The sequence below is a fragment of the Pseudomonas sp. PA-6-3C genome (assembly GCF_021605825.1).
Taxonomy (GTDB): Bacteria; Pseudomonadota; Gammaproteobacteria; order Pseudomonadales; family Pseudomonadaceae; genus Aquipseudomonas; species Aquipseudomonas edaphica.
In genome coordinates, this window is record NZ_WKDV01000037.1 from 1 (window position 1) to 14,794 (window position 14,794).

Genomic DNA, 14,794 nt, shown 5'->3' on the forward strand with positions numbered 1-14,794 from the left:
CCAAACCCAGACGCTGAGTTCTTTCAGGAAAATTGCAGTGCCTGTACGGGGGCCGCTTCGCAGCCCAACGCAGGACAAGCCTGCTCGCCACAGGAGAAATTGGCTGCCTTCAAAAGTTGTAGATACCCATGCCCATCGCAGGCAAGCCAGCTCCCACAGTTTGAATTGTGAACACGGTCAAATGTGGGAGCTGGCTTGCCTGCGATAGCGGTCTCAGCCGCGCTGCAAAAACGCCTGATGCATCTGCTCCAGCGTCTCAAAATGCAAGGTCGGCTCCTCAGCATTCAGTTCTTCAAAACTGCCAAACCCATAACCCACCGCCGCCGAATCCAACCCATTGCTGCGCGCCCCGATCAAGTCATGCTTGCGATCACCAATCATCAGGGTAGTCGCCGGGTCCAAACCCTCTTCGTTCATCAGGTGCGCAATCAGCTCAACCTTGTTGGTGCGCGTGCCATCCAGTTCGCTGCCGTAGATCACTTTGAAGTGCTTGGCAAAATCAAAATGCCGGGCAATCTCACGGGCAAACACCCACGGCTTGGATGTGGCGACATACAGCTGGCGGCCCTGGCCGTTCAGCTCCTCAAGCAACGGCATCACGCCATCGAATACGCGGTTTTCATACAGGCCGGTGAGCTTGAAGCGTTCGCGATAAAAATTCACCGCTTCCCAGGCTTTGGCCTCATCGAAGTCATAGAACTGCATAAAGGCTTGCAGCAACGGCGGGCCGATAAAGTGTTCCAGCTTGGTCAGGTCCGGTTCATCGATGCCGAGTTTGCCGAGGGCGTACTGGATCGAGCGGGTGATGCCCTCACGCGGGTCGGTCAGGGTGCCGTCCAGGTCGAACAGCACGGTGGAGTAGTTCAGGGTCATCGGTCGAATCCTTCCGCCAGGTGCAGGTCTTTGAGCTTCACGTAGTTCGCGGCGCTGTAGGTGAAGAAGGCACGCTCTTTGTCAGTCAGTGGGCGGATCTGTTTAACCGGGCTGCCCACGTACAAAAAACCACTCTCAAGTTTCTTGCCGGGCGGCACCAGGCTGCCGGCGCCGATGATCACATCGTCTTCGACCACCGCGCCGTCCATCACGATGCTGCCCATGCCGATCAGGATGCGATTGCCGACCGTGCAGCCGTGCAGCATGACTTTGTGGGCGATGGTCACGTCATCGCCGATCAGCAGCGGGAAGCCGTCCGGGTTGAACGGCCCGGCGTGGGTGATGTGCAGTACACAGCCGTCCTGCACGCTGGTGCGCGCACCGATGCGGATGCGGTGCATGTCGCCGCGAATCACGGTCAGCGGCCAAACCGAGCTGTCGGTGCCGATTTCGACATCGCCGATCACCACCGCCGAAATATCGACAAAAGCCCCGGCGCCCAGGGTTGGCGTGTGGTTCTGATAGGTGCGAAGGGTCACGATAGCCTCTCTCTTATAGGTTGATAGCTGCGGTGGGTGTTGATTGTAATTAAGATGGCCCCATCTTTGTCTTATCAGTTTCTTCAGCCAAGGTACCCACCGTGAGCGCGAACAACCCACTTTTGCAGTCCTACGACCTGCCGCCGTTCTCGGCGATCCGTGCCGAGCACGTGCAGCCGGCCATTGAACAGATCCTCGCCGATAACCGCGTTGCCATCGAAGGCATCCTGCAAAGCCAGGGTAAAAACCCTACGTGGGCCGGTCTGGTACTGGCCATGGACGAACTGAATGACCGCCTGGGCGCCGCCTGGAGCCCGGTCAGCCACCTCAACGCCGTGTGCAACAGCGCTGAATTGCGCGAAGCCTACGAGGCTTGCCTGCCGGCATTGAGCGCCTATTCCACCGAGATGGGCCAGAACCGCGAACTGTTCCAGGCCTTCGAAGCCCTGGCCAACAGCCCGGAAGCCGCCGGTTTCGATGTGGCGCAAAAAACCATTCTGGAACATTCACTGCGCGACTTCCGCCTGTCGGGTATCGATTTGCCGCCTGAGCAGCAAAAACGCTACGCCGAAGTGCAGAGCAAACTGTCTGAGCTGGGCAGCAAGTTCTCCAACCAATTGCTGGACGCCACCCAGGCGTGGACCAAGCACGTCACCGACGAAGCCACCCTCGCCGGCCTGACCGACTCGGCCAAGGCGCAAATGGCCGCCGCCGCCCAGGCCAAAGGCCTCGATGGCTGGCTGATCACCCTCGAATTCCCAAGCTACTACGCGGTGATGACCTACGCCCAGGACCGCGCCCTGCGTGAAGAAGTCTACGCGGCCTACTGCACCCGTGCGTCAGACCAAGGCCCGAATGCCGGTAAGAACGATAATGGCCCGGTGATGGAGCAGATCCTCGACCTGCGTCAGGAACTGGCCAAACTGTTGGGCTACGCGTCGTTCTCCGAGCTGAGCCTGGCGACCAAAATGGCCGAGTCCAGCGACCAGGTGCTGAGCTTCCTGCGCGACTTGGCCAAGCGCAGCAAACCCTTTGCCGCCCAGGACCTGCAACAGCTCAAGGCTTACGCTGCCGAACAAGGCTGCGCCGACCTGCAAAGCTGGGACAGCGGTTTCTACGGCGAAAAACTCCGTGAGCAACGCTACAGCGTGTCCCAGGAAGCCCTGCGCGCCTACTTCCCGATCGACAAAGTGCTGAGCGGCCTGTTCGCCATCGTGCAGCGCCTGTACGGCATCGAGATCGCCGAGCAAAAAGGCTTCGACACCTGGCACCCGGATGTTCGCCTGTTTGAGATCAAGGAAAACGGCCAGCACGTTGGCCGTTTCTTCTTCGACCTGTACGCCCGCGCCAACAAGCGTGGCGGCGCGTGGATGGACGGCGCGCGCGATCGCCGCCGCACTGTCGACGGCGTGCTGCAAAGCCCGGTGGCGAACCTGGTGTGCAACTTCACCCCGGCCGACAGCGGCAAGCCTGCCCTGCTGACCCACGATGAAGTGACCACGCTGTTCCACGAATTCGGCCACGGCCTGCACCACCTGCTGACCCGCGTTGAACATGCGGGCGTGTCCGGCATCAACGGTGTGGCCTGGGATGCGGTGGAGCTGCCGAGCCAGTTCATGGAGAACTGGTGCTGGGAGCCGGAGGGCCTGGCACTGATCTCCGGCCACTACGAAAGCGGCGAGCCGCTGCCTCAGGACCTGCTGGAAAAAATGCTCGCGGCGAAGAACTTCCAGTCTGGCCTGATGATGGTGCGCCAGTTGGAATTCTCGCTGTTCGACTTCGAACTGCATGCCGCCCACGGCGATGGCCGCACGGTGGCTCAGGTGCTTGAAGGCGTGCGCGATGAGGTCTCGGTGATGCGTCCGCCAGCCTACAATCGTTTCCCCAACAGCTTCGCGCACATCTTCGCTGGCGGTTATGCCGCGGGTTACTACAGCTACAAGTGGGCTGAAGTGCTGTCTGCCGATGCTTTCTCCAAGTTTGAAGAAGACGGCGTGCTCAATGCCGAAACCGGCCGGGCATTTCGCGAAGCGATTCTGGCGCGCGGTGGCTCCCAGGCGCCGATGGTGCTGTTCGTCGACTTCCGCGGACGTGCGCCGTCGATTGACGCACTCTTGCGCCACAGCGGCCTGAGTGAGGACGCAGCAGCATGAGTGATGGGCCTGTGGTGACCAAAAAGCAATTTATCGCCGGGGCGGTCTGCCCGGCGTGCGAAGGGTTGGACAAGTTGAAAATGTGGACCGAAGACGATGTGCCGCACCGCGAATGTGTGGCCTGCGGTTATTCGGACACGTTGAATGAACAAGGCAATTCGGTGCCCAAGGAATTGGGCACGCGGGTCAATACGTCGGCGTTGAAGGCGCCTGCGGACCCGAAGGTGCAGGCGGTGCAGTTTTTCCCTAATCCCAAGCTGAAAAAGGACTGATCCCCGACGCCTGCTTCTGCTTGGGGCGGGCTTTTTGTGGGAGTCGGGCTTGCCCGCGATGCAGGCACCGTGGTGTGTCATTCACACCGCGTTGAAGCTATCGCAGGCAAGCCAGCTCCCACAGCCAGCTCCCACAGAAAGGCGCGCTACAGTTGCCCTTTGGCCTTGTCTGTCGTGGTGATCCAGCTTTTTACCGAGCACAGTGCAAAGGCACTGGTGCTGCAGTCGCCATTGGCCAATGCTGTACGCAACTTGTCGATATCTGCCTTCATCATGTAGCGAACGCCGTCTTTAAAGCCGTTACTGCTACCAAAGCCGCCCAGCGTCATCTCGTTCAGCGCATCCTCTTTGCTCCAACCCTGAATCACCACCCGATACATCGCCGCCATCAGGCCAGTGCGATCGGAGCCGTGTTTGCAGTGCATCAGCACCGAGCCATGGGTTTCGGCTTCTTGAATGGCCCGGAGTGCCGCCAGCACGTCGGCATCGTCGACATGGTTGGTGCGATACGTCAGCTGCACCTGTTTGATATCAGACGTCTTCAGCCAGGGCGCATCAGATTCCGGCAGGAAGTTGATCACCGTGCCGATCTTCAAATTTTGCAGCACAGGCAGCGCAGTGCTGTCCGGCAACGCACTGCGATACAGCGTGGGTGTCATCTGGTGCAGGTTGAATTGGTTGCCCACTGGCTGTGCCCACTCGGCAGAGCGGATAGACGTAGCCTCGTCGGCGTGGGCCTGCAGCGTGGTGAACAATGCCATGAACGCCAAGCCAAGGGCGGGCAGCAATCGAATCGTGAACATGCGCGTAGAGACCGAATGGGATAGGGCTGATGGGTCACAGATTCGCCTACAAGGGGTCAATGCCATGTGAGGTGGCTGTCAAAGAATCGTGAATCCGCCCATCTGATCCGCTGTTTTTCGCGCTGAATCGATTTCTCTTAATGCTTAGGCTGCTATCATTTGTAACTATTGATTGCCAGTGTGTTCTAGCTCTTTGGATCCAATGCCCTGGCAAACCATCACGCCGCTCCCAGAAGCGGTGGATAAACCCGTGACCACATGATGAGGTGCACCTATGTCTGATCAAGATCAGGACAACCCGCGGCGTGACTTTTTACGCAAATCCTTGACCTTGATCCCGGTGGTCACGGTTGCCAGCACTGGCCTTGGCGGCTCGATGTTGATGGCCACACCGGAGCCGGTGCAGGCCGCTCCTGCCAAAACGCCCGTCAGCGACAAAGCCTACGAGCCAAGCTACTTCTCGGCTGAAGAGTGGGCGTTTATCAACGCCGCCGTCGCCCGCCTGATCCCAGCGGATGCCCAAGGCCCAGGCGCCCTGGAAGCCGGCGCGCCGGAATACATCGACCGCCAGATGAACACGCCGTATGCCGCTGGCGCGTTGTGGTTCATGCAAGGTCCGTTCAACGCCGATGCGGCGCCAGAGATGGGCTGGCAGAGCAAACTGGTGCCCAAAGACATCTATCGCCTGGGCATTGCCGCCACGGATGCGTGGTCGAAGGCGTTCAATGGTAAAGCTTTTGCTGCGCAAGACAGCGCTACCCAGGATGACATGCTGCGACGCATGGAGGCCGGTGGCAGCGAGATGACTGCCCATTTCGAGGCCGTACCGGCCAAGATGTTTTTCAACCTGTTGCTGCAAAACACCAAGGAAGGCTTCTTCTGCGACCCGATCCACGGTGGCAACAAAGGCATGGTCGGCTGGACCATGATCGGCTTCCCCGGCGCCCGCGCCGATTTCATGGACTGGGTTGAACGCAACGAGCAATACCCCTTCCCGGCTGTTTCCATTCGCGGCGAGAGGGCATAAACGTGGCGACCATCATGAAGAAAGTGGACGCGGTGATCGTGGGTTTCGGCTGGACCGGCGCGATCATGGCCAAGGAACTGACGGAAGCTGGCCTCAACGTGGTAGCGCTGGAGCGCGGCCCGATGCAGGACACCTACCCGGACGGCAACTATCCCCAGGTCATCGACGAACTGACCTACAGCGTGCGTAAAAAACTCTTTCAGGACATCTCCAAGGAGACGGTGACCATTCGCCATAGCGTGAATGACGTTGCCCTGCCCAACCGTCAGTTGGGTGCGTTCTTGCCGGGCAATGGCGTGGGTGGTGCGGGCCTGCACTGGTCGGGCGTGCATTTTCGCGTCGACCCTATCGAGTTGCGCATGCGCAGCCACTATGAAGAGCGCTACGGCAAGAACTTCATCCCCAAGGACATGACCATCCAGGACTTCGGCGTGAGCTATGAAGAGCTGGAGCCGTTTTTCGACTACGCCGAAAAAGTCTTCGGCACCTCCGGCCAAGCCTGGACCGTAAAAGGCCAGTTGGTGGGTGAAGGTCGTGGCGGCAACCCGTATGCGCCGGATCGCTCCAACCCGTTCCCGCTGGAATCGCAGAAAAACACCGTGTCTGCGCAGTTGTTTCAGAAAGCGGCTACCGACGTCGGCTACAAACCCTACAACCTGCCATCGGCCAATACGTCGGGGCCGTACACCAACCCCTACGGCGCGCAGATGGGGCCGTGCAACTTCTGCGGTTTCTGCAGTGGCTACGTGTGCTACATGTATTCCAAAGCCTCGCCGAACGTGAACATCCTGCCGGCGCTGCGTCAGGTGCCGAACTTTGAGCTGCGGGCCAATTCCCACGTGCTCAAGGTCAACCTCGACAGCACCAAGAGCAAGGCCACCGGCGTGACCTATATCGACGCCCAGGGCCGCGAATGCGAGCAGCCGGCGGACCTGGTGATCATCGCCTCCTTCCAGTTCAACAACGTGCGCCTCATGTTGCTCTCGGGCATCGGCAAACCTTACGACCCTATTACCAATGAGGGCGTGGTGGGCCGCAACTTTGCCTACCAGAACATGGGCACCATCAAGGCCTTCTTCGACAAGGACACCCACACCAACAACTTCATCGGTGCCGGCGGCAATGGCGTGGCCATCGATGACTTCAACGCGGACAACTTCGACCACGGCCCGCACGGCTTTGTGGGCGGCTCGCCGATGTGGGTCAACCAGGCCGGCAGCCGGCCGATTGCCGGTACGTCCAACCCGCCGGGCACGCCGGCGTGGGGCAGCGCCTGGAAGCGCGCCACCGCCGACTACTACACCCACCAAGTGTCGATGGACTCCCATGGTGCGCATCAATCCTACCGGAGCAACTACCTGGATCTGGACCCGGTTTACCGCGACTCCTACGGCCTGCCGCTGCTGCGGATGACGTTCGACTGGCAGGAAAACGACATCAAGATGAACCGCTTCATGATGGAGAAAATGGGCAAGGTCGCCGCGGCGATGAACCCCAAGGCCATTGCTGTGCTGGGCAAAAAAGTCGGTGAGCAATTCAACACCGCGTCCTACCAGACCACCCACCTCAATGGCGGCGCGATCATGGGTACCGACCCGAAAACCAGTGCGTTGAACCGTTACCTGCAAAGCTGGGATGTACACAACGTGTTTGTTCCGGGTGCATCGGCTTTCCCACAAGGCCTGGGCTACAACCCGACCGGCCTGGTGGCAGCGCTGGCCTATTGGTCGGCGCGAGCGATCCGCGAGCAGTACCTGAAAAACCCCGGCCCACTGGTTCAGGCATAAGGAGCGATGACCATGAAAGCACTTGTTATCGCCAGTTTTGCCCTGTTCAGCAGCTGCTCGGTGAGCGCTGCCGAAACCGATTTGGTCAAGCAGGGCGAATACCTGGCCCGTGCCGGTGACTGCGTGGCCTGCCACACCGCCAAGGGTGGCAAACCCTTCGCCGGTGGGCTGCCGATGGAAACCCCGATCGGCGTGATCTATTCCACCAACATCACCCCGGACAAAACCGGCCTGGGCGACTACAGCTTCGAAGACTTCGACAAGGCCGTGCGCCATGGCGTCGCCAAGAACGGTAGCACGCTTTACCCGGCGATGCCGTATCCGTCCTACGCGCGTGTCAGCGACAGTGACATGCAGGCGTTGTATGCGTATTTCATGAAGGGCGTGGAGCCCGTCGCCCAGGAGAACAAGGACAGCGATATTCCCTGGCCCTTGAGCATGCGTTGGCCGTTGGCGGCGTGGCGCTGGATGTTCGCGCCGGCGGTCGAGGCGCATCAGGCGCAAGCCGCCACCGACCCGGTGGTCGCTCGCGGTGCCTATCTGGTTGAAGGCCTCGGCCACTGCGGCGCCTGCCATACACCGCGTGCCCTGACCATGCAGGAAAAAGCCCTCAGCGCGACTGACGGCAACGCGTTCCTGTCTGGCAGTGCGCCGCTGGAAGGCTGGATCGCGAAAAGCCTGCGCGGCGACCACAAGGACGGCCTTGGCAGTTGGAGCGAGGAGCAACTGGTGCAATTCCTCAAGACTGGCCGCAGTGACCGCAGCGCAGTGTTCGGCGGCATGAGTGATGTGGTGGTGCACAGCATGCAGTACATGTCCCAGGACGACCTCACCGCGATTGCGCGATACCTCAAGAGCCTGCCGGCGGTGGACCCGAAGGACCAGCCGCATCAGTACGACAAGCAGGTGGCCGAGGCGCTGTGGAAAGGTGACGACAGCAAGCCGGGCGCGTCGGTGTATATCGACAACTGCGCGGCGTGCCACCGTACCGACGGCCATGGTTACACGCGGGTGTTCCCGGCGCTGGCGGGTAACCCGGTGTTGCAGACGGCGGACGCCACCTCGTTGATCAACATCGTGTTGAACGGCGGCACCTTGCCAGCCACCCACACGGCGCCGTCGACTTTCACCATGCCGGCGTTCGCGTGGCGCCTGTCGGACCAGGAAGTCGCGGATGTGGTCAGTTTCGTCCGTGGCAGCTGGGGCAATAAAGGCGCGCCAGTCAAAGCCAGTGACGTGGCAGACCTGCGCAAGAGCGATATGCGCACCACGTCGGGTGACGACTTGGGGCAGGTAACGCAAAAGCACTGATCTTGCCCTGGCCGCCAAACGGCACTGGTCAGAAACCTTGCGTCTCGATACTGTATATAAAAACAGTATCGAGGCGTTTTCATGACTACTGCGCTGCCGCCCCGTGGCCGGGGCACGGCCACTAACCTGCACAACCGCTTTGCGCCGACCGTCAGCGTGGCCGAAGACGACGGCTGGTTCCAGGAAGTGCCACCGACACAGGGCACCGAAGTGCGTATCGAAACGGCCAAGAGCATCATCACCCGCAACAACTCGCCGGATTTGCCGTTCGACCGCTCCATCAACCCCTATCGCGGCTGCGAACATGGCTGCATCTACTGCTATGCGCGGCCCAGCCATGCCTATTGGGACCTGTCGCCAGGGCTGGATTTCGAAACCAAACTGATTGCCAAGACCAACGCCGCCGACGTGCTGGAGCAACAGCTGTCCAAGCCTGGTTATGTCTGCGCACCGATCAACCTGGGCTCCAATACCGACCCGTACCAGCCTATCGAACGCGACTACACAATCACCCGGCAAACCCTCGAAGTGCTGCTGCGCTATCGGCACCCGGTAACCATCATCACCAAGGGTTCGCTGATCTTGCGCGACCTCGACCTGCTCACCGAGTTGGCGCGTCAGCGGCTGGTGGCGGTAATGATCAGCCTCACCAGCCTGGACGACGAACTCAAGCGTATCCTGGAGCCGCGCACGGCGGCGCCCAAGGCGCGGTTACGGGCGATTCGGGTGATGCGCGAGGCGGGTATCCCGGTGGGCGTGCTGTGCTCGCCAATGATCCCGATGATCAACGACAGCGAGCTGGAAAGCCTGCTGACCGAAGCCCACGCTGCCGGTGCGCAGAGCGCCGCCTACATGATGTTGCGCTTGCCCTTGGAAGTGGCGCCACTGTTCGAGGAGTGGCTGGCGGCGCATTACCCGCAGCGCGCGGCCCATGTGATGAGCCTGGTGCGCCAGGTGCGCGGTGGTGAGGTGTACGACAGCCGCTTCGGTGTGCGCATGCGTGGCGAGGGGCCGTTTGCTGATTTGTTGGCGCAGCGTTTCAACAAAGCGATCAAGCGGCTGGGGCTGAATCGACGGGAAGGGTTTAATCTGGATTGCACGGCGTTTTGCCCGCCGGGCAGGCAGATGGCATTGTTGTAAACTGAAGAGAACGAAGGCGCCATTGCTGTGGAAATAGTCGCGTTTTGATATCACTGAAACCCTCGTTCTAGAGCGGTTCATTCAGTTTGAGTTAAGTTTCGCCGGTTACCTTGTTCAGCGAGTGACTGGTGAGTCGACGCCTTGGTTTGTTTAGTTTTTCAACTTTTCCGATAGCCAGACGTCGAACTGACCTGAACACTCCCCTGCATTAATAAAGAGGATGAATCATGAGTGACAAGGATAAACAGCCGTTGGCTGCGTCGGCTTCAGCCACTCAGGTGGCGGAGTCTGCCGATGCAGCGTTAAAGCACATCGTTGACGGCTTTTTGCATTTCCATCACGACGTCTTCCCGCAGCAGGAAGAACTTTTCAAGAAACTCGCCACGGCCCAGAGCCCACGGGCGATGTTTATTACGTGCGCCGATTCGCGCATCGTCCCCGAGCTGATCACCCAAAGCTCTCCCGGCGATTTGTTCGTGACGCGTAATGTCGGCAACGTGGTGCCGCCCTACGGCCAGATGAACGGCGGGGTTTCCACCGCCATCGAGTACGCGGTACTCGCCCTGGGCGTACAGCACATCATCGTGTGCGGGCACTCCGATTGCGGCGCCATGCGCGCGGTACTCAACCCCGACAGCCTGGAAAAAATGCCGACGGTACGCGCGTGGTTGCGTCACGCCGAAGTCGCCAAGTCCATGGTCGAAGACAACTGCGATTGCGCCAATGAAGGCGAGAGCATGAAGGTGCTGACCGAAGAAAACGTCATCGCCCAGTTGCAGCATCTGCGTACCCACCCTTCCGTGGCCTCGCGCATGGCCAATGGTCATTTGTTCATCCATGGTTGGATCTACAACATCGAGACCAGCGAAATCCGCGCTTACGATGCGGACCAGGCGGCATTCAGACCGCTGAACGGCACCGAGCCGATTCCTTGCGCGACGCCTAGAGCGCGCTTCTAAAACACTTCCCTGCCGGGTCAAGCTGTGGCTGCCATGGATGCAGCCAGGCTTTGCCGCGCCCGGCGAATCCCTCGGGAGAGCCATCATGCGTGCTGCTCAATTGAAAGCTGTATTGCCACGGGAGCTGCTGGCCTCGGTGGTTGTGTTTCTAGTCGCCCTGCCCTTGTGCATGGGCATTGCGATTGCGTCCGGCATGCCGCCGGCCAAGGGGCTGATCACCGGGATAATCGGTGGCCTGGTAGTGGGTTGGCTGGCGGGTTCGCCACTGCAGGTCAGTGGCCCGGCGGCGGGGCTGGCGGTGTTGGTGTTCGAGTTGGTGCGCCAGCACGGGATGATGATGCTCGGGCCGATTCTGTTGCTGGCGGGTTTCCTGCAACTGGTGGCCGGGCGTTTGCGCCTGGGCTGCTGGTTCCGGGTCACGGCTCCGGCGGTGGTGTACGGCATGCTGGCGGGTATCGGCGTATTGATTGTGCTGTCGCAGGTGCATGTGATGCTCGACGGCGCGCCTAAACCTTCGGGGTTGGATAACCTGGCGGGCTTCCCGGCGGCCATGGCCGACGCGATCCCGACGCTGGGCGGCGGTCTTGGTTGGCAGGCTGGTTTGCTGGGCCTGTCGACCATGCTGGTGATGTACTGCTGGGATAAATTCCGGCCGCAAACATTGCGCTTCGTACCGGGCGCGTTGTTGGGTGTGGGCCTGGCGACGGTGACCAGCCTGGTGCTGGCGTTGCAGGTCAAGCGCGTGGAGGTGCCGGAAAACCTCGCCGACGCCATCGACTGGCTGCGCCCCAGCGACCTGCTGAACCTGGCTGATCCGCAACTGCTGATCGCCGCCTTCGCCGTGGCGTTTATTGCCAGCGCCGAAACCCTGCTTTCTGCGGCAGCGGTCGATCGGATGCACAGCGGCCAGCGCTCCGATTTCGACAAGGAATTGTCAGCTCAAGGCGTGGGCAACATGCTCTGTGGTTTGGTTGGCGCCTTGCCGATGACCGGCGTAATCGTGCGCAGCTCGGCCAACGTGCAGGCTGGCGCTACCACGCGGCTGTCGGCGATGTTCCATGGTGTGTGGCTGCTGGGCTTTGTGTTGCTGCTGTCGAGCGTGCTGCAAAGCATTCCGGTGGCGAGTTTGGCGGGCGTGCTGGTGTACACCGGGATCAAGCTGGTGGACGTCAAAGCCTTTCGCGCGCTGGGCCGTTATGGGCGGATGCCGATGTTTACCTACGCCGCTACGGCACTGGCAATCATCTTCACCGACCTGCTGACCGGCGTATTGGTGGGCTTTGGGCTCACGTTGCTGAAGCTCGCGTTTAAAGCTTCGCGATTGAAAGTCAGCCTGATCGATTTGCCCCAGGACGGTGAGATGGAGCTGCGATTGACCGGTGCCGCGACCTTCCTGAAAGTGCCTGCGCTGACTCAGGTGCTGTCGACGGTGCCTGCGGGGACCACCTTGCATGTGCCGCTGAGCAACCTGAGCTACATCGACCATTCGTGTCTGGAGTTGCTGGAAGAATGGGGCCGGGCCAATGCGGCCAAGGGCTCGACGCTGGTGATCGAGGCGCGGGGGTTGAAGCGTAGGCTCGAAGGCCGAGTGCGGACGACGGTGGGGATAGGTTCGGCGCCCGTCTGAACACCACAAAAATTGTGGGAGCCGGGCTTGCCCGCGATGGCGGTGGGTCAGCCAGCTAATGTGCTGACTGACACTCCGCCATCGCGGGCAAGCCCGGCTCCCACAGTGGTTCTATGTTCACTCGGAAAATCAGGCTGGCTGATCCAGCGATAACTCAACGCCCAGCTGCCGCGACAGGCACGGCCAGCGCTTCCACGCCGCTTCCGTTTGCGGGCTTTTCAGCTGTTCGCGATACGCCTCGACCGACTCCAGCGCAAAGCTCTCCTCGTTGAGCATTTCATCTACCGCCAAGTGCACGGCTTCATCCAACTGATTGGCAAATGTTTCACCAATCAGTTGATGGGCAATCAAGTTAGCCACAGTGGTATCCGCCGGAATCAATGGCTGGCCGAAATGCTTGATATACAGGTCGTTGACCTCTTCAACCAAGCGGTGAGCCAGGTAGGCCTCATCCAGCAAGCCGTCCAGGCCTTCATGGCCGGCCAGGATCGCAGGCGGCTGCAGGAAGAAATGCTCGGCGATTTTCAACACCGGTTTGATCTGGCTTTCGATACCGGCTTCGCGGGCCACATCGTTGGCGGCTTCGAGCAAGTCCGGAACCAGTTCGATGTAGGCGGTGACAAAGCGGGTCATGACAATGTTGCGATCACCGTCAGCCAGGGAGATGGCCGAATGCAGGTGCGGCAATTGTTTTTCCAGTTGCTGGGCAAGCTGGCCCGTAGTGGCTTCGTGTTGATGGGCACGGAAAATCTGCTCGCGCAATGCGGCGGTGTTCATGAAGGCTCCAGTGAAACAGGCGTAGGAAAAGGGAGAGGATAAGGTAGCTCGTTTATACGAGCGCCTAAGACGCATTTGTCATAATTATTTCATGGTTATGCGTGTGCGTTATATCGAAATGCCATCGTTCGTCGGATAAACGTTTGCGCGCCCGGTTTTATTGGGTCCGCCCGTCTGTTTTTGCTCATTTGCCCCTACACATTGCGGGGTCGCCCCGGCTGTCTATACTCGGATTTGTACGCAATTAGCTGATGACGCCCAACTGCATGACGCAGGCAAGGCTTGGCGGTTGTAAGCAGTATGGAAGCCGCTCCCTTCGCCGCAGGTGCAAACCGGCGGGATAACAAGAAACATAAAGGGGAACCCGCAATGACGCGACATCCACACGTTTGGATGGGCCTACTGTTGTGGTCAGTATTCGGCCAGGCGCACGCCGCCTGGACAACGAATATGGCGCCAGGGGCTACTGAAGTCAGTCACGCCGTGTTTGACCTGCACATGACCATTTTCTGGATCTGTGTGGTGATCGGCATCGTCGTGTTTGGCGCGATGTTCTGGTCGATGATCCTGCACCGCCGGTCTACGGGCCAGGTGGCGGCCAAGTTCCACGAGAGCACCACCGTGGAAATTCTCTGGACCGTAGTGCCCTTGCTGATCCTGGTGGCCATGGCCATTCCGGCGACCAAAACCCTGATCAATATCTACGACAGCAGTGAGTCGGATATCGATATCCAGGTCACCGGCTATCAGTGGAAGTGGCACTACAAATACCTGGGCCAGGACGTGGAGTTCTTCAGCAACCTGGCCACGCCCGCCGAGCAGATCCATAACCAGGCCACCAAGGGCGAGCACTACTTGCTCGAAGTCGACCAGCCGCTGGTGCTGCCGGTGGGCGCCAAGGTGCGCTTTCTGGTGACGGCCGCCGACGTGATCCACTCCTGGTGGGTGCCGGCCTTTGCGGTCAAGCGCGATGCGATCCCCGGCTTCGTCAACGAGGCCTGGACCCGGGTCGAGAAGCCCGGCATCTACCGTGGCCAGTGCGCCGAGCTGTGCGGTAAGGATCACGGCTTCATGCCGATTGTGGTCGAGGTCAAATCCAAGGCCGACTACGACACCTGGCTGGGCGAGCGCAAGGCAGAGGCCGCCAAGCTCAAGGAGCTGACGTCCAAAGAGTGGACGCTGGACGAGCTGGTGGCCCGTGGCGACAAGGTTTACCACACCACCTGCGTGGCCTGTCACCAGGCCGAAGGCCAGGGCTTGCCGCCGATGTTCCCGGCGCTCAAAGGCTCGCCAATTGCCACCGGCGCCAAAGAAGACCACCTGCACCGCGTGTACTTCGGCAAACCCGGCACCGCCATGGCGGCGTTCGGCAAACAGCTGTCGGAAGTCGATATCGCCGCCGTGGTCACCTACGAGCGCAACGCCTGGGGCAACAACAAAGGCGACATGGTCACGCCCAAAGACGTGCTGGCTCTGAAACAGGCGGAAAGCAAATGACGGCCTCAACTGCGTATGCCCTGAACCGC

General features: G+C 60.3%; 13 protein-coding genes. 9 read left to right on the top strand and 4 right to left on the bottom strand.

The annotated features are described in order from the left end of the window. Positions 1–213 precede the first annotated feature (213 nt). Both GIW48_RS21960 and GIW48_RS21965 read right to left on the bottom strand, forming a co-directional pair. Entirely contained in the window at positions 214–873 is a 660-nt protein-coding gene (locus tag GIW48_RS21960; RefSeq protein WP_236460444.1) for an HAD family hydrolase, read from the bottom strand. Next, the gene (locus GIW48_RS21965; RefSeq protein ID WP_056860985.1) at positions 870–1,412 is read right to left on the bottom strand and encodes a gamma carbonic anhydrase family protein; all 543 of its coding nucleotides are present in this window, start codon (positions 1,410–1,412) and stop codon (positions 870–872) included. The genes GIW48_RS21960 and GIW48_RS21965 overlap by 4 nt, the downstream gene beginning before the upstream one ends. Before the next feature lie 101 nt (positions 1,413–1,513). Between GIW48_RS21965 and prlC the strand changes: the two genes are divergently transcribed. Both prlC and GIW48_RS21975 read left to right on the top strand, forming a co-directional pair. Beyond that, the gene (gene prlC, locus GIW48_RS21970) at positions 1,514–3,565 is read left to right on the top strand and encodes an oligopeptidase A (RefSeq protein WP_236460445.1); all 2,052 of its coding nucleotides are present in this window, start codon (positions 1,514–1,516) and stop codon (positions 3,563–3,565) included. Beyond that, entirely contained in the window at positions 3,562–3,837 is a 276-nt protein-coding gene (locus GIW48_RS21975) for a YheV family putative zinc ribbon protein (RefSeq protein ID WP_236460446.1), read from the top strand. Before prlC ends, GIW48_RS21975 begins: the two co-directional genes overlap by 4 nt. Before the next feature lie 146 nt (positions 3,838–3,983). On the opposite strand, the gene GIW48_RS21980 is transcribed toward GIW48_RS21975, so the two are convergent. Further along, positions 3,984–4,640, bottom strand: a complete 657-nt coding sequence (locus tag GIW48_RS21980) for a dual specificity protein phosphatase family protein (protein ID WP_236460447.1) — start codon at positions 4,638–4,640, stop codon at positions 3,984–3,986. A gap of 274 nt (positions 4,641–4,914) precedes the next feature. On the opposite strand from GIW48_RS21980, the gene GIW48_RS21985 reads away from it, so the two are divergent. From GIW48_RS21985 to GIW48_RS22010, 6 genes are all read left to right on the top strand, one after another. Continuing rightward, positions 4,915–5,667, top strand: a complete 753-nt coding sequence (locus GIW48_RS21985) for a gluconate 2-dehydrogenase subunit 3 family protein (RefSeq protein WP_170040619.1) — start codon at positions 4,915–4,917, stop codon at positions 5,665–5,667. 2 nt (positions 5,668–5,669) lie between these two features. Further along, entirely contained in the window at positions 5,670–7,454 is a 1,785-nt protein-coding gene (locus GIW48_RS21990; RefSeq protein WP_017137909.1) for a GMC family oxidoreductase, read from the top strand. 12 nt (positions 7,455–7,466) lie between these two features. Next, positions 7,467–8,765 (top strand): cytochrome c, encoded by a 1,299-nt coding sequence (locus GIW48_RS21995; RefSeq protein ID WP_026013769.1) that lies wholly within the window; start codon positions 7,467–7,469, stop codon positions 8,763–8,765. An 81-nt stretch (positions 8,766–8,846) separates the two neighbouring features. Then, positions 8,847–9,905, top strand: coding sequence for a PA0069 family radical SAM protein (locus tag GIW48_RS22000; protein ID WP_068934074.1), 1,059 nt, complete (start codon positions 8,847–8,849; stop codon positions 9,903–9,905). 227 nt (positions 9,906–10,132) lie between these two features. After that, entirely contained in the window at positions 10,133–10,864 is a 732-nt protein-coding gene (locus GIW48_RS22005; RefSeq protein WP_017137905.1) for a carbonic anhydrase, read from the top strand. A gap of 85 nt (positions 10,865–10,949) precedes the next feature. Further along, entirely contained in the window at positions 10,950–12,491 is a 1,542-nt protein-coding gene (locus GIW48_RS22010) for a SulP family inorganic anion transporter (RefSeq protein WP_099550168.1), read from the top strand. 129 nt (positions 12,492–12,620) lie between these two features. Here GIW48_RS22010 and GIW48_RS22015 read toward each other — a convergent pair whose 3' ends face one another. Continuing rightward, complete coding sequence (locus GIW48_RS22015) at positions 12,621–13,268, bottom strand: hypothetical protein (RefSeq protein WP_017137903.1); 648 nt, start codon at positions 13,266–13,268, stop codon at positions 12,621–12,623. A gap of 369 nt (positions 13,269–13,637) precedes the next feature. Between GIW48_RS22015 and coxB the strand changes: the two genes are divergently transcribed. Further along, positions 13,638–14,765 carry a cytochrome c oxidase subunit II gene (gene coxB, locus GIW48_RS22020; protein ID WP_017137902.1) on the top strand — a complete coding sequence of 376 codons (1,128 nt, stop codon included), beginning with the start codon at positions 13,638–13,640 and terminating at the stop codon, positions 14,763–14,765. Positions 14,766–14,794: the final 29 nt, after the last annotated feature.

What these genes read in the sequence shown, in the direction of transcription:
- GIW48_RS21960 (WP_236460444.1), bottom strand. Translation starts at nt 873, where the DNA reads ATGACCCTGAACTACTCCACCGTGCTGTTCGACCTGGACGGCACCCTG.
- GIW48_RS21975 (WP_236460446.1), top strand. Translation starts at nt 3,562, where the DNA reads ATGAGTGATGGGCCTGTGGTGACCAAAAAGCAATTTATCGCCGGGGCG.
- GIW48_RS21980 (WP_236460447.1), bottom strand. Translation starts at nt 4,640, where the DNA reads ATGTTCACGATTCGATTGCTGCCCGCCCTTGGCTTGGCGTTCATGGCA.
- GIW48_RS21985 (WP_170040619.1), top strand. Translation starts at nt 4,915, where the DNA reads ATGTCTGATCAAGATCAGGACAACCCGCGGCGTGACTTTTTACGCAAA.
- GIW48_RS21995 (WP_026013769.1), top strand. Translation starts at nt 7,467, where the DNA reads ATGAAAGCACTTGTTATCGCCAGTTTTGCCCTGTTCAGCAGCTGCTCG.
- GIW48_RS22000 (WP_068934074.1), top strand. Translation starts at nt 8,847, where the DNA reads ATGACTACTGCGCTGCCGCCCCGTGGCCGGGGCACGGCCACTAACCTG.
- GIW48_RS22005 (WP_017137905.1), top strand. Translation starts at nt 10,133, where the DNA reads ATGAGTGACAAGGATAAACAGCCGTTGGCTGCGTCGGCTTCAGCCACT.
- GIW48_RS22010 (WP_099550168.1), top strand. Translation starts at nt 10,950, where the DNA reads ATGCGTGCTGCTCAATTGAAAGCTGTATTGCCACGGGAGCTGCTGGCC.
- GIW48_RS22015 (WP_017137903.1), bottom strand. Translation starts at nt 13,268, where the DNA reads ATGAACACCGCCGCATTGCGCGAGCAGATTTTCCGTGCCCATCAACAC.
- coxB (WP_017137902.1), top strand. Translation starts at nt 13,638, where the DNA reads ATGACGCGACATCCACACGTTTGGATGGGCCTACTGTTGTGGTCAGTA.